Below are 19,815 nucleotides of genomic sequence, written 5' to 3' on the forward strand. Positions count from 1 at the left end.
TTCTCAGTTTCTCGATGTCGCTCGGCTCGATCAGATGTCGAGGAAGCGGACGTCCTTGGCGTTGCGCTGGATGAAGGTGCGGCGGGACTCGACGTCTTCACCCATGAGCACCGAGAAGATCTCGTCGGCCGCGGCCGCGTCGTCGATCGTCACCTGACGGAGGGTGCGGGTGCTGTGGTCCATGGTCGTCTCCCACAGCTCCTTCGGGTTCATCTCACCGAGACCCTTGTAGCGCTGGACGCCGGATTCCTTGGGGATGCGCTTGCCGCTCGCGAGCCCGTCCGCCAAGAGCGCATCGCGCTCCTTGTCGCTGAAGACGTACTCGTGCTCGGCGTTGGTCCACTTCAAGCGGTAGAGCGGGGGCATCGCGAGGTAGACGAAGCCCGCCTCGATGAGCCCGCGCATGTAGCGGAAGAGCAGGGTCAGCAGCAGCGTCGTGATGTGCTGCCCGTCGACGTCGGCATCGGCCATGAGGACGATCTTGTGATACCGCGCCTTCTCGACCGAGAAGTCCTCGCCGATGCCGGTGCCGAACGCCGAGATGATCGCCTGGATCTCGTTGTTGCCGAGCGCGCGGTCCAGCCGCGCCTTCTCGACGTTGAGCACCTTGCCGCGCAGCGACAGGATCGCCTGGGTCTCGGGATCGCGCCCGCGTACCGCCGAACCGCCGGCGGAATCACCCTCGACGAGGAAGATCTCCGAGATCGAGGGGTCTTTGCTCGTGCAGTCCTTGAGCTTGTCGGGCATCGACGCCGATTCGAAGACGCTCTTGCGGCGTGCGGTCTCGCGCGCCTTGCGGGCTGCGAGCCGAGCGGTCGCGGCATCCACCGCCTTCATGATCACCCGCTTGGCCTGAGCGGGGTTGCGGTCGAGCCAGTCGGTCAGCTGATCGCCCACCACCTTCTGCACGAAGGCCTTGGCCTCGGTGTTGCCGAGCTTGGTCTTGGTCTGGCCCTCGAACTGCGGCTCCGAGAGCTTGACCGAGATGACGGCGGTCAGACCCTCGCGGATGTCATCGCCGGTGAGGTTGTCGTCCTTCTCTTTGAGGAGGCCCTTCTCCCGTGCATAGGCGTTGACCTTGGTCGTCAGCGCCGCGCGGAAGCCCTCTTCGTGGGTGCCGCCCTCGTGCGTGTTGATGGTGTTGGCGAAGGTGAAGACGTTCTCGGTGTAGCTCGTCGTCCACTGCATGGCCAGCTCGAGGGCGATGTGACGAACGGTGTCCTCGGACTCGACCTCGATGATCTCGTCGTTGACCACCTCGGTCTTACGCAGCTTGTTGAGGTACTCGACGTAGTCGACGAGTCCACGCTCGTAGAGGAAGTCGTCGTGCGGGCTCCGGCTCTCGGAGGTGCCGTCGGCGAGGTCGACCACGTACGCTGAGTCGGGTCGGAGGTCCTCGAGCGCGATGCGCAGCCCTTTGTTCAGGAAGGCCTGCTGCTGGAACCGGGTGCGGAGGGTGTCGTAGTCGAAGTGCGTCGACTCGAAGATGCTCGCGTCGGGCCAGAAGGTGATGGTCGTGCCGGTCCCGTCGGTGGCTTCGCCCTTCTCGAGCGGCGCCTGCGGCACGCCGCCGTCGTGGAACGACTGGCGCCACACGTGGCCCTGACGACGGACCTCGACGTCGAGGCGCGTCGAGAGCGCGTTCACGACAGAAGAGCCCACACCGTGCAGACCACCCGAGACCGCGTAGCCGCCCCCGCCGAACTTTCCGCCGGCGTGGAGCACCGTGAGCACGACCTCGACGGTCGACTTGCCCTCGGTCTTGTGCATGTCGACCGGGATGCCGCGGCCGTTGTCGACGACGCGGATCGCGCCGTCCTCGAGGACCGAGACCTGGATCGTGTCGCAGTAGCCCGCGAGGGCCTCGTCGACGGAGTTGTCGACGATCTCGTAGACGAGATGGTGCAGGCCGCGCTCGCCCGTGGACCCGATGTACATGCCGGGACGCTTCCGCACCGCCTCGAGACCCTCGAGCACCTGGATCTCGTCGGCGCCGTACTCGTTCGGTACCTTCGTGGGGGTCTGCTCTCCCGTCGCGGCGGGGATGTCGGGATCTTCGGGAACGCTGTCGGAATTCTGAGACGTCATAGGTTTCGAGCGCTCCACATCGGTTCGGTCGGTCCCACCCAGTCTACCGGCTCCAGGATCTCCTCGCGGGCCTCAGCGCCCGTATGGCGAACGAAAGTCGGATTCGACGACTGGGGACGTGGCTCATCCGTAGGTATCGCGAGGGCCGCGCCCTGGAACGGCTCTGGGGCCCCATTTCCAGGAGGGGACGTCCGGCCCTACGAAACGCACCGACTGGACCCCCGATTGCGGGAACGCTCTCACGAGCTGTGTCGTGATGGCCGCACGCATGAGATGGAGGTTCTTCGCCCACGCCGTGGAGTCGCACTGCACCGTCAGCACACCGTCGGAGAGCGCGACGGGCGAGGCGTGGCGAGCGGTCTCCTCACCGGCGACCTCGGCCCACCGGAGCACGAGGTCCTCGCGCGAGAGCTGGGCGTCCCACCCGGCCTGACGGGTGAGGTCGGCGATGACGTCACCGAGCCCCCGAGGATCGCGACCCGTCGTGAACGGCTGGTTCTCGTCATCGTCGGTGCGGACCCGGCGCCGCTTCTTCCACCTGCCCGAGGGCTCGAGGCCCCGGAGGCGCAGATAGGTGGCGATCGTCTCGGGCAGCTCGTCAGGAGCGCTCATCGACATCCTCGTGCAGCGTTCCCGCCTCGACCCGCACGGTGCGCGCGCGCAGTTCGAGCGGGACGTCCTCGGCGACGGCAGCTGTGACGATCACCTGTTGGTAGTCGGCGACGATGCCGGCGAGTCGGGCTCGTCGGTCGGTGTCGAGCTCGGCGAACACGTCGTCGAGGATCACGATCGGATCGCCCAGACTCGACTCGGCGCGCAGCAGCTCGGCCGAGCCCAGCCGCAGCGACAGGGCGACCGACCACGACTCGCCGTGCGATGCATAGCCCTTGACCGGCAGATCGCGGATGCGCAGCACGAGATCGTCGCGATGGGGACCGACGAGCGTGATCCCGCGATCGAGCTCCGCCGACCGCCGCTCGGCGAGGGCAGAGCGGAAGAGCTGCTCGATCGCCGCGGCGTCGGCGACCGCGGCACCGGCGGGTGAGTCGTCCTCCTCGGGATCCGAGCCGCCCACCGACAACGCCCACTGCAACTGCGGGCGGTGATCGGCCCCGGCGATCGCGGCGTAGGCGGTGGCGACGGGTCCGGCCAGTTCGGACGCGAGCCGCAGCCGCGCGCGGATCACCTCGGTGCCGAGGGAGACGAGTTTGTCGTCCCACACCTCGAGGGTCGACAGGCCCTCGCCGCGCACGCCTCGCGATCGCGCCGACTTGAGAAGTGCGTTGCGCTGTTTGAGCACGCGGTCGTAGTCGGCGAGCACGCCGGCCAGGCGCGGGGCCCGCTGGATCAGCAGCTGATCGGCGAACCGCCGCCGCGCCGACGGATCGCCGCGGACGATCTGGAGGTCTTCGGGTGCGAAGAGCACGACCTGCGCGTAACGCGGCAGCTCGGAGGTGCGGACGGGCGAACCGTTCACTCGAGCCTTGTTGGAACCGGTCCGGTTCAGCTGCGCCTCCAGCTGCACACGGCGCTCGCCGTGCGCGAGCCGGGCGCGGACGAACGCGGCGTCCGCACCGTCGCGGACCATCGGGGCGTCCTGAGAAACCCGATGGGAGCCGAGGGTCGCGAAGTATCCGATCGCCTCCGCGAGATTGGTCTTGCCCTGGCCGTTGCGACCGACGAAGACGCTCGCGCCGGGAGCGAGGGTGAGTTCGGCGGCCGCGTAATTGCGGAAGTCCACCAGGCTCAGCTGCTCCACGATCATCAGATCACCCTAGTTCTCGGTTCTGACACCGGCCCCGCGGCGTATCCGGACGCCGCCGCCGGCCTCAGCGCAGGAGGAGGTTGGGCTGCAGGAGGTACTTGAACGACTCCACGCCGCCCGACGTCTGCGGGGTGATGAGGATCGGGCTCAGCTTGTTGGCGTTCTCGCTCGAGGTGAACGTCACGCGGGTGAACTCGCTCTTGACCGCAGCGAGGGCTTCGAGCAGGTACTGCGGGTTCAGCCCGATGACGACCTCCTCGCCGGTGAGGGTCGCGTCGACCGACTCCGTCGCGCGCGCCTGCTCGGTTCCCGACGCATCCATCGACACGCCATCGGCCCCGAAGGTGAATCGCAGCGGCGCCGACCGGTCGAGAACGAGGGCGACACGGCGCACAGCCTCGATGAGCTCACCGGTGTTGACGACCGCGTGATGCTCGGTGGCTTCCGGGAAGAGGCGTCGGACCGGCGGGAAGTTGCCTTTGATCAGCAGGGAGGTGACCGTCTTGTTGCCCGCGGTGAACGCGATGATCTCGCGGTCGCCCGAGCCCGAGAACGACACGGTGATGTCTCCGGAGTGCGAGAAGGTCTTGCCCACCTCGGTCAGTGTCCGAGCGGGGACCAGGGCCGTCGTGGTGTTCTCGTCCGCCGCGATCCCGCTGTCGAAGGGGATGTCGCGCAGCGCGACGCGGTAGCGGTCGGTCGCGACGAGGCTCAACTGGGTTCCGGTCACCTCGAGCTGCACGCCGGTGAGGACAGGGGTGACGTCGTCGCGGGACGCCGCGAACGCGACCTGCGAGATGGCCTGTGCGAAGTCTTCGGCCGGAACGACGCCCGACTCGCCCGAGACCTCGGGGATGGCGGGGTACTCCTGCACGGGCATCGATGCGAGGGTGAACCGCGCCGAGCCGCACGAGAGCACGATGCCGTCGTCGTCGACGGCGATCTGGATCGGCGCGTTCGGCAGCCTGCTGGCGATCTCCGAGAGCAGGCGGCCGTGCACGAGGATCGTGCCGGGCTCGTCGATCGTCGCCTCGATCGTCGTGCGAGCCGAGGCTTCGTAGTCGAAAGCCGACAGCGACAGTCCGGCGTCGGTGGCTTCGATGAGCACACCGGCGAGGATCGGCTGGGGATTGCGCTGCGGAAGGAGCTTCACGACGAACGACACAGCCTCGCTGAAGACGTCGCGATTGACCTGGAACTTCACTGGTGCTCCCTTGTCGAGGTTGAAAGCTCTCCCATGCTAGTGCCCATGCAGGGTCGTGCCCGAAGCACGGCGTCAGCCGGTTCGACCGCCTTCGAGGTGATCGAATCCCTTTTCTCTCTAGATATCTCTGTCTTCTTCTTCACTGCTGTGGAAACTGTGGATAACTCTGGGGATCCCGGTCGACGCCTGGGAACGACAAACGTGTAACTTGTGGGCCGGCTGCGGATGGATGCGTGAACGGATCCGGATCGCGATGGACGTCTGCGAGCGGGAGTCCACAGGCCGACGGGGATTCGTTCACAACTGTTCGACGTGGAATCGAAGTTATCCACAGGTTGTCCACACTGTGCAGAACCGCATGATGGGACCTCCGGGGCGCACTGTCAAGCCGAGCGCCGGGTGCGCCGTGGGTGCGTCAGCGTCGCCCGAGCTGAGCCGTGATCTCGGAGACCTGGTTGTAGATCGAGCGGCGCTCCTTCATGAGCTCGCTGATCTTCTTGTATGCGTACATCACCGTGGTGTGGTCGCGATTACCGAAGAGCTGCCCGATCTTGGGCAGCGACAGGCTGGTGCGTTCCCGGCACAGGTACATGGCGATCTGTCGTGCGGTCGCGACGGCCTGGGACCGGCTCGATCCGTAGAGGTCGTCGACGGAGAGGCGGAAGTACTGGGCTGTCGCAGTGATGATGTCGGTTGGAGAGATCACGTTGGCGTCATCCTGGTCGACGATGTCGCGAAGCACTGTCTGAGCCAACGAGATGTCGAGGGTCGAGCGGTTGAGGCTCGAGAAGGCCGAGACGCGGATGAGGGCGCCCTCGAGCTCACGGATGTTCGACGACACCTTCGTCGCGATGTACTCGAGGACCTCGTCGGGCACGAGCAGCCGCTCGGACTGCGCCTTCTTGCGGAGGATGGCGATGCGCGTCTCGAGGTCGGGCGCCTGGACGTCGGTGATCAGGCCCCACTCGAACCGGCTGCGCATGCGGTCCTCGAAGCCGGTGAGGTGGCGCGGCGGCAGGTCGCTGGTGATGACGACCTGCTTGTCGTGGTCGTGGAGGGTGTTGAAGGTGTGGAAGAACGCCTCCTGCGTCTCGGCGCGCCCCTGGAGGAACTGGATGTCGTCGATGAGCAGGATGTCGACCTCGCGATAGCGCGCCTGGAAGGCCGAGCCGCGGTTGTTGGCGATCGAGTTGATGAAGTCGTTCGTGAACTCCTCGCTCGAGACATAGCGCACGCGGATGCCGGTGTAGAGGTTGAGCGCGTAGTCGCCGATGGCGTGGAGCAGGTGGGTCTTGCCCAGGCCCGAGTCGCCGTAGATGAACAGCGGGTTGTAGGCCTTCGCCGGCGCTTCGGCCACGGCGACGGCCGCGGCGTGCGCGAACCTGTTCGACTGGCCGATGACGAAGTTGTCGAACGTGTACTTCGGGTTCAGCCGGGTGTCGTGGCGGGACGTCGACACCGGGGGCTCGACGTACTCCTCGCCGGCGGGTCGCAGCGGCGCGGGAGCTGCGGCGGACTGCACCGGGATGGGTGCGGTGAGATGACTGTCTGCCAGTTCGGGGTTCACGACCACGCGGAAGCTCGCCGCCCCGGGCTCGACGTGCACGTGGGCGAGCGCCTCCATGATGGGCTGCCGTAGGCGCTTGTTCAGCTGAGCGGCGGTCAGATCGTTCGGGACGTCGAGGTAGAGGGTGCCGCCCATGACGCCCTGGGCGACGGCCAGGCTCAGGAATCCCTGCATCTGCGGGGTCACGCGGTCGTCGTCGGCCAGCAGGTCGAGGACGGCGGTCCACACCGGGACGTCCGGGAGATCGTGCTGAGCCAAGGGTTCTCCCACGGTGATCGAAGGTTTTCCACACAGCCTCGCGCCGAACTGGGGATAGCTGTGGATAACTGACCGTGACACGCTAGTCACGCGGCGTCGACGGAGCCAAATCCACTGTAGTTCCGGCCCGCGTGTCGTCGCCAGGGGCTGTGTACAGCGGTGGATAATTGCGGGTTCCCATCACGTCGGTTTGAGTTACGGGGAAACGCGACGTACCCTTAGTCGGTTGACTTATGCCCGCAAGGGCAGTCCTGTACCCGTGTCCCCGTATGAAGCGTTCGGGTGACCGCCGATCCGGAGTGATCCCTATGAGCAAGCGCACGTTCCAGCCCAACAACCGCCGCCGCGCCAAGAAGCACGGCTTCCGCGCCCGCATGCGCACCCGCGCCGGTCGTGCCATCCTGTCGGCACGCCGCGGCAAGGGCCGCACCGAGCTGTCGGCCTGACGCAGCCTCTCTGTGCTGGCGCGCGGAAACCGGATCACGCGCGGGGCGGATTACAAGGCCGTCGTCCGCGGGGGTGCTCGGTGTGCCGGATCGCACACCGTGACCTACGTGGTGTCGAGCGGATCTCGGCGCTCCCCGCGTTTCGGTTTCATCGTCAGCAAGCAAGTCGGATCAGCCGTCGTGCGCAATACAGTGCGCCGACGGCTGAAGGCCGTTTGTGCGCAGGTTCTGCCCGAGGTGCGCGAGGGCGCCGACATCGTCATCCGTGCCCTGCCCTCGGCGGCCGGGTCGGACTTCGCTCAACTGCGAGAAGAGGTGACGCGGTGCCTGCGACGACGAGCATCGGCATGAGCTGGTCGACGTTGCCGGCCGCCTCCATCGGTGACGGTCGTCTCGCGGCGTCGTCGCTGCTCCGATCCGTGCCCCTCGCACCGCGCAACGCCGGGATAGCGGTGCTTCATGCATATCGCTCGGTGGTGTCTCCGCTCTACGGCGATGTCTGCAAGTACTACCCGAGCTGTTCCGCCTACGCCGTGGGCGCGGTTCAGCAGCACGGGCTCGTGAAGGGCTCGGCTCTCGCCGCCGCCCGCCTCGCACGATGCCACCCGTGGGCAGCGGGAGGCGTCGACGACGTTCCCGCCCACCGGACCTTCCGCCACACCCTGACCAGGCACGGCTTCGTCGTGCCGCCGAGAAAGGACTGATCCGTGCTGGATCTCTTCCTCGCCACGCCGACTCCCGTCGTGCCGACCCCGACGACTCCTCCTCCCGGCGGTGCTGACTTCTTCAGCACGATCATGTGGCCGTTCAAGTTCCTCGTCGAGGCCATCCTGGTGTTCTGGCACTGGGTCCTGACCGCTGTCGGGATGCCCGCTGCCGCCGGCGCGACCTGGGTCATGTCGATCATCGGCCTGGTCATCGTCGTGCGCTCCGCGCTGATCCCGCTCTTCGTGCGGCAGATCAAGAGCCAGCGCAAGATGATGGAGCTCGCGCCCGACATGCGCAAGATCCAGGAGAAGTACCGCGGGAAGCGCGATCAACTCTCCCGCGAGGCGATGAGCCGCGAGACGATGGCGCTGTACAAGAAGCACGGCACGACGCCGGTCTCGAGTTGCCTGCCGCTCCTCGTGCAGATGCCGATCCTGCTGGGCATGTTCTACACCTTGAGCGACGTCAAGAAGCACGCCGAGTGGGGCGTGGGTGGCGTCGGTCTGCTCAACGTGGATCTCACCAAGCAGTTCTACGACGCGCAGCTGTTCGACGTCGCGCCGCTCCACACGAACATGATCGAGGCCATCAACCTCGGGCAGACGGCGACGGTGACGATCCTCGTCATCCTCGTCGTCCTGATGATCGCGTCGCAGTTCATCACCCAGCTGCAGATCATCTCGAAGAACCTGTCGCCCGAGGCCAAGACCGGCCAGGCGTACCAGATGCAGAAGATCATGCTCTACGTGCTCCCGCTGGCCTTCATCTTCTCGGGTGTGTTCTTCCCCCTCGGTGTCGTCATGTACTGGTTCACGTCGAACATCTGGACCATGGCGCAGCAGTTCATCGTCATCCGCAACCTGCCCACGCCGGGTTCGGAGGCGGCGAAGGCGCGCGAGGAGCGTCTCGCACGCAAGGGCAAGGCCCTCGACGCGAAGGGCCGCGTGATCTCGATGGAGAAGTACGAGGCCGAGCAGCAGCGACTCCTCGAAGAAGCAGAGCGTGCGCGCGCAGCGCAGCCCAAGCGTCAGCAGCCGATGAACAAGCAGCGTGCCAAGAAGCAGTCGCAGAAGGACGGGCCGCAGGCCTGACCCCGCGTTCATCCGCCGGCACCCGACCCAGATCACCGGGAGGAACCCCATGAGCAACCCCACCGAGTCCCCGTCCGTCGAGCGCTCCGAAGCGACCGTGGAAGAGCTCGAACGCGAGGGCGACATCGCCGCGGACTATCTCGAGGGTCTGCTGGACATCGCTGACATCGACGGGGATCTGAACCTGGATGTCCGTGCCGGACGCGCGTATGTTTCGGTCGAGGCCGAGGATGCTGCGTCGTTGCGCGTGCTGGCGGATCCCGACGTCGTGCAGGCGGTGCAGGAGCTGACGCGTATCGCCGTCCAGACGAAGACCGGACGGTTCTCGCGGCTCATCCTCGATATCGGTGGTTCGCGGGATGCGCGCCGGGTCGAGCTCGAACGCCTGGTCGACCGTGCCGTCGAGCGCCTCAACGAGGGCGCATCACAGGCCTCGCTCCCGGCGATGTCGAGCTATGAGCGCAAGCTCGTGCACGACATCGCTGCCGAGCGCGGCGTGGTTTCGGAGTCGTACGGCGAAGGTGCCGACCGCCACACCGTTATCCGTCATGGCTGATGTTTCACGTGAAACATCTGTGATCGAGCCCGAGCCGACATCGGCCGTCGAGGCGGCCTTCGGACCGCGAGCGGAACTCGCACGCCGGTACACCGCGGCGCTGGCCGAGCACGGTGAGGAGCGCGGTCTGATCGGGCCGCTGGAACTCCCCCGTCTGTGGTCGCGACACGTGCTCAACTGCGCTGCCGCGGCTCCCCTGTTCGCAGGCCGCGTCGGTGACGTGGGCTCCGGTGCGGGTCTGCCAGGCATCGTCCTGGCGATCGCGCGTCCGGACGTGGAGTGGGTTCTGATCGAGACGATGGAGCGCCGTGTCGCCTGGCTGTCGGAACAGGTGGCCGTCCTCGGTCTGGACAATGTCGAGATCGTGCGCACGCGCGCCGAGGAATGGAACCGGGGCGCGTCGCTCGATGCCGTGACCGCGCGCGCCGTCAGCGCCCTGCGCACACTCATCCCCCTCACGGCACCGCTCGTTCACGACGGGGGTGAACTCATCCTGTTGAAGGGTGCGAACGCCGAGGCGGAGATCGCGGCCGCGGAGAAAGCCATTCGTCGCTTCCGACTGTCCGAGGTCCGGGTCGAGACGGTTGGGACGGATCTTCTGGTCGAGCCCACACGAGTCATCCGCGCGACCGTGCGGTGATGTTTCACGTGAAACATCACCCCGGATCAGATCCCGATGTTTCACGTGAAACACCGAGACGTTGCCGTTTCACGTGAAACCATGTCGAACGGCATCCCTAGAGTGAATACCGAGAACGAGGAGTTGATCGCATGGCGGAGTCCGATTCGGGACGAGGGTCACTGACGTTCGACTCGCCCCTGGCACGCGAGCTCGCCGATCTGTCATCACGTCGACGTGCTCTCGATTCCGTCTCACTGGAGTTCACGGGGGACCCTCGGGTCATCACGGTCTCGAACCAGAAGGGTGGTGTCGGCAAGACCACCACCACGGTGAACCTCGCGGCGTCGCTGGCATCGCTCGGTGCTCGCGTGCTGGTCATCGATCTGGATCCGCAGGGAAATGCGTCCACGGCGCTCGGCGTGCCGCACACCGCGGACGTTCCGAGCGTCTATGACGTGTTGATCGACCAGTTCCCCCTGTCCGACATCGTTCAGACCAGCCCGGAGTCGCCCCGCCTGTTCTGTGCGCCCAGCACGATCCACCTCGCGGGTGCTGAGATCGAGCTGGTGTCTCAGGTAGCGCGCGAGCACCGCTTACGGACTGCGATCGATGACTATCTGTCGTCATCGGAGGATCGGGTCGATTTCGTCCTGATCGACTGCCCGCCGTCTCTGGGATTGCTCACGATCAACGCCTTCACAGCCGCGAACGAGCTGCTGATCCCCATTCAGTGCGAGTACTACGCGCTCGAGGGTCTCAGTCAGCTGCTCGGGAGCGTGTCGATGATCCAGAAGCACCTCAACGCGCGGCTGCACCTGTCGACGATCCTGCTGACGATGTACGACGGACGCACGCGGCTGGCTCAGCAGGTGGCGGAAGAGGTCCGCCAGCACTTTCCGAACGAGGTTCTGCGCACGGTGATCCCGCGTTCGGTCCGAGTATCCGAGGCGCCGAGCTTCGGGCAGACCGTGATCGCTTACGATGGTCAGTCGGCCGGCGCGGTGGCATATCGCGAGGCGGCCGTCGAGATCGCGCAGCGCGCGTCTGCGGCGGCACATGAGAAAAAGGGAGATGCCTGATGGCGAAGCGCACCGGACTGGGTCGAGGAATCGGCGCACTGATCCCCACGTCGGAGCAGTCCGAGTCCCGTCCCGTCGACGTGTTCTTCCCCGGAGCGAAGTCATCCGGCGCGTTGGTTGCCGACAGGCCCGAAGGGATCGCACCGACCGCGGATGCCGAGCCCGTTCCCGACCTCGTCGCGGTGCCCGGGACCATGCTCATCCAGGTCGACCCGAACGACATCGTTCCGAACCCGCGCCAGCCGCGCACTCACTTCGACTCTGACGATCTTGCTGAGCTGGTGCACAGCGTGCGCGAGTTCGGTGTGCTCCAGCCGGTCGTCGTGCGGACCAACGAGGACGGCAAGTACGAGCTGATCATGGGGGAGCGGCGTACGCGTGCCGCTCGCGAGGCAGGTCTCACCGCCATCCCCGCGGTGTTGCGCGACACCTCGGATGAGAACCTCCTGCGGGATGCGCTGCTCGAGAATCTGCACCGCTCGCAGCTCAACCCGCTCGAAGAGGCATCCGCCTACCAGCAGCTTCTCGAGGACTTCGGCATCACGCAGGAGGAGCTCGCCACGCGCATCGGCCGATCGCGCCCGCAGATCAGCAACACGATCCGGCTGCTCCGGCTCCCGGTGCCGGTACAGCAGCGCGTCGCGGCGGGTGTGCTCAGCGCCGGTCACGCGCGCGCGATCCTGTCGGTCGATGGGGCGGACGGGATGCAGCGCCTTGCCGACAAGATCGTCAACGAGGACCTCTCGGTGCGCGCCGCGGAGGCAGCCGCCAAGAACGTCGAGACCGCCGGCTCTCGACGTCCGGCGCCCAAGGCAGGCGGAGTGCGCGCCCATCTCGACGAGGTCGCGGGTCGTCTCGGCGACCGCCTAGACACCAAGGTGAAGATCTCCCTCGGGGCACGAAAAGGCCAGATCGTGGTGGATTTCGCGACAATCCAGGACCTCAACCGCATCCTCGCCGAACTGGGCGAGGACGCGTACGGAGCTCGCTGAGCCGGGTGTCAGCGGGGCGGCGTAGGCTTGATGAGTGAGCGACGAGAAGACCCCGAGACGCGCGAGTGTCGAGCTCCTTCGCGCGGAAGCGTCGGACGAGCTCTCGGTCCTCGTCGAGGAGCGACTGCGCAGCGGCGAGGACCCCTGGGAGTTCATGGAGGATCTGCCGACGGTCGATGAGCTCGTCGTCCTGATGCTGCGGGCCGAGAACATCGAGGCGTACGGCGGGGGTCGGCCGAGCGCGGCCCGCAATTACCGGGTCCTCCGGCAGATCGCGATGGATCATCCCGAGCTCACCCGCGCGGTGTGGCGGCTTCTCGGCAGCGAACCTCACCGGCGTTGGGACGCGGCGACGCGGGCCGACGCGTCCTGAGGCGTCGCAGAACGAGAAAGCCCCGGGCGCAAGTGCTTCCGACCGGGGCTTCGTGACGCGGGACGTCAGCCGATGTAGGTGGCGAGGTCCTGCTCGAGGGCGAACTTCGGCTTGGCGCCGATGATCGTCTTCTCGACCTCACCCTTGTTGAAGACCTTCATCGCCGGGATGGAGGTGATCTGGTACTGCATGGCGAGGTTCGGGTTCTCGTCGACGTTGAGCTTGAGCACCGTGATCTTGTCGGGGTGCTCGCCGGCGATCTCGTCGAGGATGGGGCTGACCATCCGACACGGACCGCACCACGCGGCCCAGAAGTCGACGAGGACGGGTCCGTCGGCGTCGAGGACGTCCTGCTGCCAGGTGCTTTCGGTCGTGGCCTTGGCGGTCATGTGTGATCTCCTTCGAAAGGGTGTCGCCTACGTCAACGATGCAGGCCGGTGAAATGTTCCGTTACGCGTTCTCGGTCTCGGCGACCAGGGCCTCGAGACCCTCGTCGGGGCGGCCTCGCAGGGGCGACGAGTCGGCCGCGGGCTCGGAGGCCTCACCGAGGGCGGCGAGGTAGTGCTCCACGTCGAGGGCGGCGACCGTGCCGCTGCCGGCGGCGGTGACCGCCTGGCGATAGGTCGGGTCGATGACGTCGCCCGCGGCGAAGACGCCGGGGATCGAGGTGCGCGATGAGCGCCCGTCGACCCACACGGTGCCGTGCTCGGTGAGGTCGAGCGCGCCGTGGACGAGGTGCGTGCGGGGGTCGTAGCCGATGGCGACGAAGATGCCGTCGAGCGGCAGCTCGCGCGTCGACCCGTCGACGGTGTCACGCAGGACGACGCCGGTGACGGCATCCTCGCCGAGGATGTCGGCGACCTCGCTGTTCCAGACGAACTCGATCTTGTCGTTGTTCATCGCGCGGTTCTGCATGATCTTCGAGGCGCGCAGCTCGTCACGACGGTGGATGACGTACACCTTCGACGCGAACTTGGTGAGGAAGGTCGCCTCCTCCATGGCCGAGTCGCCACCGCCGACGACGGCGATCGTGCGCTCGCGGAAGAAGAAGCCGTCGCACGTGGCGCAGTACGAGACGCCGCGTCCCGACAGGCGGCTCTCGCCCTCGATGCCGATCTTGCGGGGCGCCGAGCCGGTGGCGAAGACGAGGCTGTCGGCCTCGTGCGTGGCTCCGCTGCCGAGCGTGATCTTCTTGACGGGGCCGGCGACGTCGAGCTCGACGACGTCGTCGTACAGCACCTCGGTGCCGAACTTCTCGGCCTGCTCCTGCATCTTGGTCATGAGCTCAGGCCCCATGATGCCCTCGGGGAAGCCGGGGAAGTTCTCGACCTCGGTGGTGTTCATCAGCTCTCCGCCGGCTTCAACCGAGCTCGCGATGAGCAGCGGCTTCAGGTTCGCCCGCGCCGCGTAGATGGCAGCGGTGTAGCCGGCCGGGCCGGATCCGATGATGATGACCTGTCGCACGTCGACATCCCCTTCTGGAGTCTGAAATCCGCGTCGCGGATGCCCCGACACGTCCAACCCATGCTAGCCGCGGGGCATTCCCGACGGCCGTGGCGAAGGGGGATCAGCGACCGAGAATGCGGCGCACCGTGCGGACGGCCGTGCCGAGCTCGGGAGTACGGAGCACGGCGAGGACGACCACGTAGGCCGCGAGGGTCGAGAAACCGATGACAGCGCCGCCCAGCAGGGCTGCCGGGACCGTCTCGATCGTCCAGCCGAAGAGCCCGGCCAACAGCAGTGAGACGCCCCAGCCCGCCGCCGCGGCGGGGATGCCGGCTGCGACGAAGCGGATCACGCCGCGTACCGCGCCTCCGAGCCCGAGCGGTCCGATCTTGCGACGCAGCAGGACGACGGCGAGCACGAGCTGCACGACGTTGGCCAGCGACTGGCCCAGGGCGACACCGACCGCCAGCTGCTCGACCGGCAGCAGCAGGTAGGCGAGGACCGCGGTGACGGCGACGAGGACGGCCTGCACCAGCGTGAACACGAACGGTGTGCGGGTGTCCTGATGGGCGTAGAACGTCCGCTGCAGCACGAACTGGAAGGAGAGGGGCAGGAGCGCTACGAGGTAAGCCGCGAGCACCCAGGCGAAGGACGTGGCGGTCTGCGGATTCGTGGTGAAGACCCGCGAGATCGGCAGGATCGCGGCGACGATCGCGGCGAGGGCACCCACCATGAAGATTCCGATGGTGCGGGTGGCGGCATCGAGGTCTGACCTCAGGGCATCCGGGCGTCCGGTGGACACGTGCTCGCTCAGGCGGGTGAAGTACGGCGTCCCGATCGACAGCACGATCACCGAGAACGGGAGCATGAACACCAGCCAGGCGTACGACATCGCCGCCACCGATGCGCCTGCGTTGGACGCCGCGCTCACCAGCGTCGTCTGCACGAGGCCGGCGAGCTGCCCCACCAGCACCATCAGGAAGGTCCAGCCCGCGAGGCGGCCGATGTGGCGCAACCCGATGCCGCGCCAGCGGAAGTCGGGCCGCACGTGCAGGCCCGCCCGGCGCCAGAACATCAGCAGCACGCACGCCTGGGCGATGATGCCGAGGGTCGCGGTACCGGCGATCACGCCGACCATCGTGGGGGTCCAGCCGATGACGTCCTCCTGGACGCCGAACGTCCAGATGAACGCGAGGAACCCGATGATCGAGACGATGTTGTTGACGATCGGCGACCACGCGAAGGGGCCGAAGACGCCGCGGGCGTTGAGGATCTCGCCCAGCAGGGCGTACATGCCGTAGAACAGCAGCTGCGGCAGGCACCAGTACGCGAACGCGAGGGTGAGCGCGGACGCTTCGGGGCCGAGGCGCGACCCGAACGCGAAGACCAGCAGGGGAGCGGCGGCGACGGCGATGACCGTCGTCACGAACAGCGCCGTGAGGCCCAGCGTGAGCAGCTTCGAGACGAATGCACTTCCCCCGTCGCGGTGCTTCGCGGCCTGGATGATCTGCGGCACGATCACTCCGGCGAGCAGTCCCGAGGAGATGATCGCGTAGATGTTGTTGGGCAGCTGGTTGGCGATCGCGAAGGCGTTGGCCGCACCGCCGGTGGCGCCGGTCGCGATCACCGGAAGTGCCGCGGCGAGGACGATGTTGCGCACGAGGCCCGTGAGGCGGGAGACGAGGGTTCCCGCGGCGACGACCGCTCCGGCTCGGCCGATACCGCTCACTCGATGTTCTCCTGGTTCTGGGATGCGGCATCCCCGTGCGCGGTCGCGGGAGAGCGGCGGCGACGCAGCTTCAGCACCGTGCGGACGACACCGCCGGCGAAGAGCACGACCACGATGACGATGATCGCCGTCACACCGACCGATTCCCACTCGGCACGAACGGTGAGGGCGATGGTCTCGGGTGCGCCGATCGGGACGGCGGCGGCGCTGCGCAGCTGGAGCTGCAGGGCGGTCTCGCCGCTGCCGACCCGCGCCTCCACCGGTACGTCGACGCGGGTGTTCTGCTGCGCGCCCGCCTCGACGGGGGTGACGTCCTGGACGATCAGGCGGGGATCACCGGTGTCGGCGAACAGCACCACCGAGACCGGCCACGGCAGGTCGTTGCGGACGGTGACCGAGATCGGGGCGCTCGTGGCCAGGAAGTTGATCGTGCCGGGATTGGCGATGCCGACGGCATCCAGTGTGTCGCGCGTCGCCTGCTCGTGGGCATCGACCGCGGTGCTCCACGCCGCCGCGTCGTCGAGCCAGGCGTTGCCGAGCAGCTGCAGGATGCCGGTGCGCTCGCGCGCCGTCAGCTGCGCGGGCTCGACGAGGGCGGTGGCGAAGGTGGCCAGGCGGTCCTCGTCCGACAGGAAGCGCTCCAGCGCCGCCACGCGCTCGGCGGCGGCCGGGACGTCGGCGACGGTCGCCGCCGCCCCCGCGGTGCCGCGGAGCTCGGCGAGCGAGATCGGGGAGGCGCCGGGAACGCTGTAGGCCGCGTTGACGGCGGCTCGGAGCGCGGCTCGGGAGGTCGACGTCGGCCGATCGACGGTCGCGACCACCGGGGCGTCGCCGGTGAGGACGAGCTTCGCCGTCGAAGCGGCGAGTGCGGTACCGCGCTCGGCCGCGTCGTCGAGGGCCGCGGCGGACGCGAGCTCGGTCGATGCGGAGGCGTCGTAGACCAGCAGCTCCGCACCACCCGCCGTGACGCGGGGCGCGCCCGGTGCGCCCGTGACCGTGTCGGACGATGCGAGCACGAGCGGCGCGGTGTCCGGAACCGGCGTGTCGGCCGGCTCGGTGGCCGCGGCGGACTCCGCGGCCGCCGCGGCCTGCGCCGACACGGTCGTGACGACGTCGGCGCCCGCGCTTCCCGAGGCGGGCCAGAAGACCTGACGACGCGTGGTGGCGGCGGTGCCGACGGCCGTGAGGGCGGCGGTGTCCGGGACGGCGGCGGGAGAGCTCGAGCCGGCGGCGGGGGCGAAGTCCGCGAGGTCGGCGTACGGCTCCAACGTGGTCGGTTGCAGCGTGGACGGGAGGCCCGCGTGCACTTGAGTCGACAGGTCGGCGTCGCCGAACTGCAGGGCGAAGCGCTCGTTCGGCAGGCCCATCAGGGTCGTCAGCCACGCGGTGGCCGACGCCGGCGCGCTCGATCCCAGGACCCGGATCGAGGCGGTGATCGCGGGGTCCACCGCCAGGACGGCGGGCGTGCCGGTGACGGCATCCAGCGCCGCGGTCAGCGCGCCGTCCTCGGCGGTCAGCTGGGACAGCTCATCGGCGGTGATGATGCCGGTCGTGCGGGGGCCCGCGGTGATCGGCACGATGACGGCCACCGATCGGGCGGGCTGATCGGGTCGGGGCACCGTGATGAGCGTGCGCGACTGCCCGCCGGGACCGGTCACCACGATCGGGTAGACCCCGGGTGCGAGATCGGCGAGGGCACTGTCGGCGGCGGACACCGGTACGCTCGTGCCGCGCTCCTCACCGGCGGCGAGCTCGGGCACGTCCGTGCGCGCGATCTCTTCGCCGCCGGGTTCGTCAGCCTCGGTGTCGTCCGGACGCAGCCAGTCGTCGACCGCCTGCTGGGAGGTCAACGGCGTGCGCGAGAGCGCGACGGTCACGGGGCCTGCCGCGAGCGACCGCGAGGTCTCGTTGCGCTGCGTCACCGTGAAGACGGCGTCCGACCCGGTCGGCACGAGCCCGGCTCCGGTGGGAGCGGCGGTGAGTGAGGCCGTTCCGACCTCGCTCGGCGACGGTGTCGGCGACGGCGTGGTGTCGGCGGTGGCGGCGTCGACGCCCATCAGCGGAACGAGGGCGATGACGACAGCGGCAGCCCAGGCGACCACGCGGGCACCGCGACGACCGCGGCGTGCGCGGGCGGTGGCGGTGGGAGTCACGGTCATGGCGGAGTTCTCGACCCTGCCGGCGGAGGGGGAGGGTCGCACAGAGTCTAGGGCGGCGCCGCTGTGCGTCATCCGAGGCGGGCCGGGCCGCTCGGCTATTGCTCTGCCCGGGCACGGGCCGGCAGGGTTGAATGGACGGGTGAACCTCGATCCCGACCCTCGCGGGTGCGCCGCGCTCCGCTCCGACCTGGATGCCGCGGGCTATCGCGCCGACGCGGTGCGCGAGCTGTGGGGTGCGATGGTCGACACCGCGGTCGGCCACGGCCTCACCGAGCCCGCGCATCGCGCGCTCGCGGGGCGCACCGATGCCCTCGGCACGTTGGCCGCGCTGCTCTTCCTGGGCAGCCCGACGTCGCGCGCCCGCGTCGCGGACGCGCTTCCCACCCTCGGCGAGCAGGGGCTCGTCGATCTCGGTCTCGCGCACGTCGAGGGCGACCTCGTCCTGCCCGACGCGCTCGTGCGTCCGCAAGACATCTCCGATACCGCCGGCGAGGGACACTGGTGGATCGCGAGCGATCTCGACGAGGCGGCCGTCGGCGGCCCGCTGCCGACCGGTCACGTCCTGGGGGTCGGCGGTGCGTCGCTCACGCTCGCCGGGCTGCAGCTCACCGCGCCGGTCGGCCGCGTGCTCGACATCGGCACGGGGTGCGGCATCCAGGCCCTGCGCGCGCGGCGCGGCGCGGACACGGTGATCGCCACCGACGTGTCGGAGCGGGCACTGCGTTTCACGCGCATGAACGCGCTCATCAACGGCGTCGACGGCATCGAGACACGCCTGGGCAGCCTGTTCGAACCCGTCGTCGGTGAGCAGTTCGAGCGGGTCGTGTCGAACCCTCCGTTCGTGATCACGCCGCGTACCGAGGGCGTCCCGGCCTACGAGTACCGCGACGGCGGGATGGCGGGCGACGATCTCGTCGCCGCGTTCGTGCGCCAGGTCGGCGAGGTGCTCGCCCCGGGCGGCGTCGCGCAACTGCTCGGCAACTGGGAGTACCACAATGCCGACGACGGTCTGGACCGGGTGCGCGCATGGGTCGCGGAGTCACCCGTGCCGCTGGACGCCTGGGTCGTCGAACGCGAACGGCTCGATCCGCTGGCCTACGCCGAGCTCTGGGTGCGCGACGGCGGCACGGCACCGGGTTCGCCTGCGTACGCCCCGCTCGTGCAGGCCTGGCTCGACGACTTCGCCGAGCGCGGAGTGACGGCCGTCGGCTTCGGCTACATCACGCTGCACCGCGCGCACGTCATCCCGACCCTGGCTCGGTACGAGCGCATCACCGGCACCATCGCCGGAGCCCTCGGGCCGCACCTGGGCGATGCGCTCGGCGCCTGGCAGCGGGAGTCGAGCATGACCGACGCCGAGCTCGACGCCGCCGTGCTGCGGGTCGCACCCGACGTCACCGAGGCGCGGCACCACGTTCCCGGCGCCGCCGATCCGCAGGTGATCGAGCTGCGGCAGGGCGCGGGCTTCGGACGTGCGCTCGAGGTCGACCCGGCCCTCGCGGCGCTCGTGGGAGCCAGCGACGGCGATCTGCCGGTCGGTGTGCTCGTCGCAGCGATCGCCGACCTCCTCGAGGTCGACGCCGGCGCACTGCGCGCCGATCTGCTGCCCCGCGTGCGCGAGCTGCTGTTCACAGGATTTCTCCGCTTCATTGATTGACCCCCGAGCCCACCGGGCGAGTGCACGGCTTGACGGCGAGTGCACGGCTCGCTCGCGCGGGAAGGCCGTGCGGTC

The 19,815-nt window shown here is 68.3% G+C and carries 19 protein-coding genes; 10 read left to right on the forward strand and 9 right to left on the reverse strand.

Annotation, left to right across the window (positions count from 1 at the left end; translation table 11 throughout):
* Positions 1–30: 30 nt before the first annotated feature.
* From gyrB to dnaA, 5 genes are all read right to left on the reverse strand, one after another.
* Positions 31–2,088: a DNA topoisomerase (ATP-hydrolyzing) subunit B gene (gene gyrB / locus HW566_RS09185; RefSeq protein ID WP_178012269.1), complete on the reverse strand. Its 2,058-nt coding sequence runs from the start codon at positions 2,086–2,088 to the stop codon at positions 31–33.
* A 123-nt stretch (positions 2,089–2,211) separates the two neighbouring features.
* The gene (locus tag HW566_RS09190; protein WP_178012271.1) at positions 2,212–2,706 is read right to left on the reverse strand and encodes a DUF721 domain-containing protein; all 495 of its coding nucleotides are present in this window, start codon (positions 2,704–2,706) and stop codon (positions 2,212–2,214) included.
* A complete protein-coding gene (gene recF, locus HW566_RS09195; RefSeq protein WP_178012273.1) occupies positions 2,687–3,853 on the reverse strand; it encodes a DNA replication/repair protein RecF in 1,167 nt (388 codons plus the stop codon). Before recF ends, HW566_RS09190 begins: the two co-directional genes overlap by 20 nt.
* Before the next feature lie 64 nt (positions 3,854–3,917).
* The gene (gene dnaN / locus HW566_RS09200; protein WP_178012275.1) at positions 3,918–5,057 is read right to left on the reverse strand and encodes a DNA polymerase III subunit beta; all 1,140 of its coding nucleotides are present in this window, start codon (positions 5,055–5,057) and stop codon (positions 3,918–3,920) included.
* Between the two features lie 415 nt (positions 5,058–5,472).
* On the reverse strand, positions 5,473–6,798 hold the full coding sequence (dnaA, locus tag HW566_RS09205) for a chromosomal replication initiator protein DnaA (protein ID WP_256728950.1): 1,326 nt from the start codon (positions 6,796–6,798) through the stop codon (positions 5,473–5,475).
* A gap of 392 nt (positions 6,799–7,190) precedes the next feature.
* On the opposite strand from dnaA, the gene rpmH reads away from it, so the two are divergent.
* The 9 genes from rpmH (at position 7,191) to HW566_RS09250 (ending at position 12,749) form a co-directional block, all read left to right on the forward strand.
* A complete protein-coding gene (rpmH, locus tag HW566_RS09210) occupies positions 7,191–7,328 on the forward strand; it encodes a 50S ribosomal protein L34 (protein ID WP_036304730.1) in 138 nt (45 codons plus the stop codon).
* A gap of 12 nt (positions 7,329–7,340) precedes the next feature.
* Complete coding sequence (gene rnpA / locus HW566_RS09215; protein ID WP_178012279.1) at positions 7,341–7,679, forward strand: ribonuclease P protein component; 339 nt, start codon at positions 7,341–7,343, stop codon at positions 7,677–7,679.
* Positions 7,676–8,032 (forward strand): membrane protein insertion efficiency factor YidD, encoded by a 357-nt coding sequence (gene yidD / locus HW566_RS09220; RefSeq protein ID WP_178012280.1) that lies wholly within the window; start codon positions 7,676–7,678, stop codon positions 8,030–8,032. Before rnpA ends, yidD begins: the two co-directional genes overlap by 4 nt.
* A 6-nt stretch (positions 8,033–8,038) precedes the next feature.
* Positions 8,039–9,127, forward strand: coding sequence for a membrane protein insertase YidC (yidC, locus tag HW566_RS09225; protein WP_178014835.1), 1,089 nt, complete (start codon positions 8,039–8,041; stop codon positions 9,125–9,127).
* Between the two features lie 49 nt (positions 9,128–9,176).
* Positions 9,177–9,683: a Jag family protein gene (locus HW566_RS09230; RefSeq protein ID WP_178012282.1), complete on the forward strand. Its 507-nt coding sequence runs from the start codon at positions 9,177–9,179 to the stop codon at positions 9,681–9,683.
* Positions 9,676–10,323 carry a 16S rRNA (guanine(527)-N(7))-methyltransferase RsmG gene (rsmG, locus tag HW566_RS09235; RefSeq protein WP_178014837.1) on the forward strand — a complete coding sequence of 216 codons (648 nt, stop codon included), beginning with the start codon at positions 9,676–9,678 and terminating at the stop codon, positions 10,321–10,323. Before HW566_RS09230 ends, rsmG begins: the two co-directional genes overlap by 8 nt.
* 131 nt (positions 10,324–10,454) lie before the next feature.
* Entirely contained in the window at positions 10,455–11,384 is a 930-nt protein-coding gene (locus HW566_RS09240) for a ParA family protein (RefSeq protein ID WP_178012284.1), read from the forward strand.
* On the forward strand, positions 11,384–12,376 hold the full coding sequence (locus HW566_RS09245; RefSeq protein ID WP_178012286.1) for a ParB/RepB/Spo0J family partition protein: 993 nt from the start codon (positions 11,384–11,386) through the stop codon (positions 12,374–12,376). Before HW566_RS09240 ends, HW566_RS09245 begins: the two co-directional genes overlap by 1 nt.
* 34 nt (positions 12,377–12,410) lie before the next feature.
* On the forward strand, positions 12,411–12,749 hold the full coding sequence (locus HW566_RS09250; protein WP_178012288.1) for a tryptophan synthase subunit alpha: 339 nt from the start codon (positions 12,411–12,413) through the stop codon (positions 12,747–12,749).
* A 65-nt stretch (positions 12,750–12,814) separates the two neighbouring features.
* Here HW566_RS09250 and trxA read toward each other — a convergent pair whose 3' ends face one another.
* The 4 genes from trxA to HW566_RS09270 form a co-directional block, all read right to left on the reverse strand.
* Entirely contained in the window at positions 12,815–13,138 is a 324-nt protein-coding gene (trxA, locus tag HW566_RS09255) for a thioredoxin (RefSeq protein WP_178012290.1), read from the reverse strand.
* Positions 13,139–13,199: 61 nt separating this feature from the next.
* Complete coding sequence (gene trxB, locus HW566_RS09260) at positions 13,200–14,213, reverse strand: thioredoxin-disulfide reductase (protein WP_178012292.1); 1,014 nt, start codon at positions 14,211–14,213, stop codon at positions 13,200–13,202.
* Positions 14,214–14,316: 103 nt separating this feature from the next.
* Entirely contained in the window at positions 14,317–15,924 is a 1,608-nt protein-coding gene (gene murJ, locus HW566_RS09265) for a murein biosynthesis integral membrane protein MurJ (RefSeq protein WP_178012294.1), read from the reverse strand.
* Entirely contained in the window at positions 15,921–18,083 is a 2,163-nt protein-coding gene (locus tag HW566_RS09270; RefSeq protein WP_178012296.1) for a DUF6049 family protein, read from the reverse strand. The genes murJ and HW566_RS09270 overlap by 4 nt, the downstream gene beginning before the upstream one ends.
* 139 nt (positions 18,084–18,222) lie before the next feature.
* On the opposite strand from HW566_RS09270, the gene HW566_RS09275 reads away from it, so the two are divergent.
* Positions 18,223–19,740 (forward strand): DUF7059 domain-containing protein, encoded by a 1,518-nt coding sequence (locus tag HW566_RS09275; protein ID WP_256728647.1) that lies wholly within the window; start codon positions 18,223–18,225, stop codon positions 19,738–19,740.
* Positions 19,741–19,815 lie beyond the last annotated feature (75 nt).

This window comes from Microbacterium oleivorans, assembly GCF_013389665.1.
Classification (GTDB): Bacteria; Actinomycetota; Actinomycetes; order Actinomycetales; family Microbacteriaceae; genus Microbacterium; species Microbacterium oleivorans_C.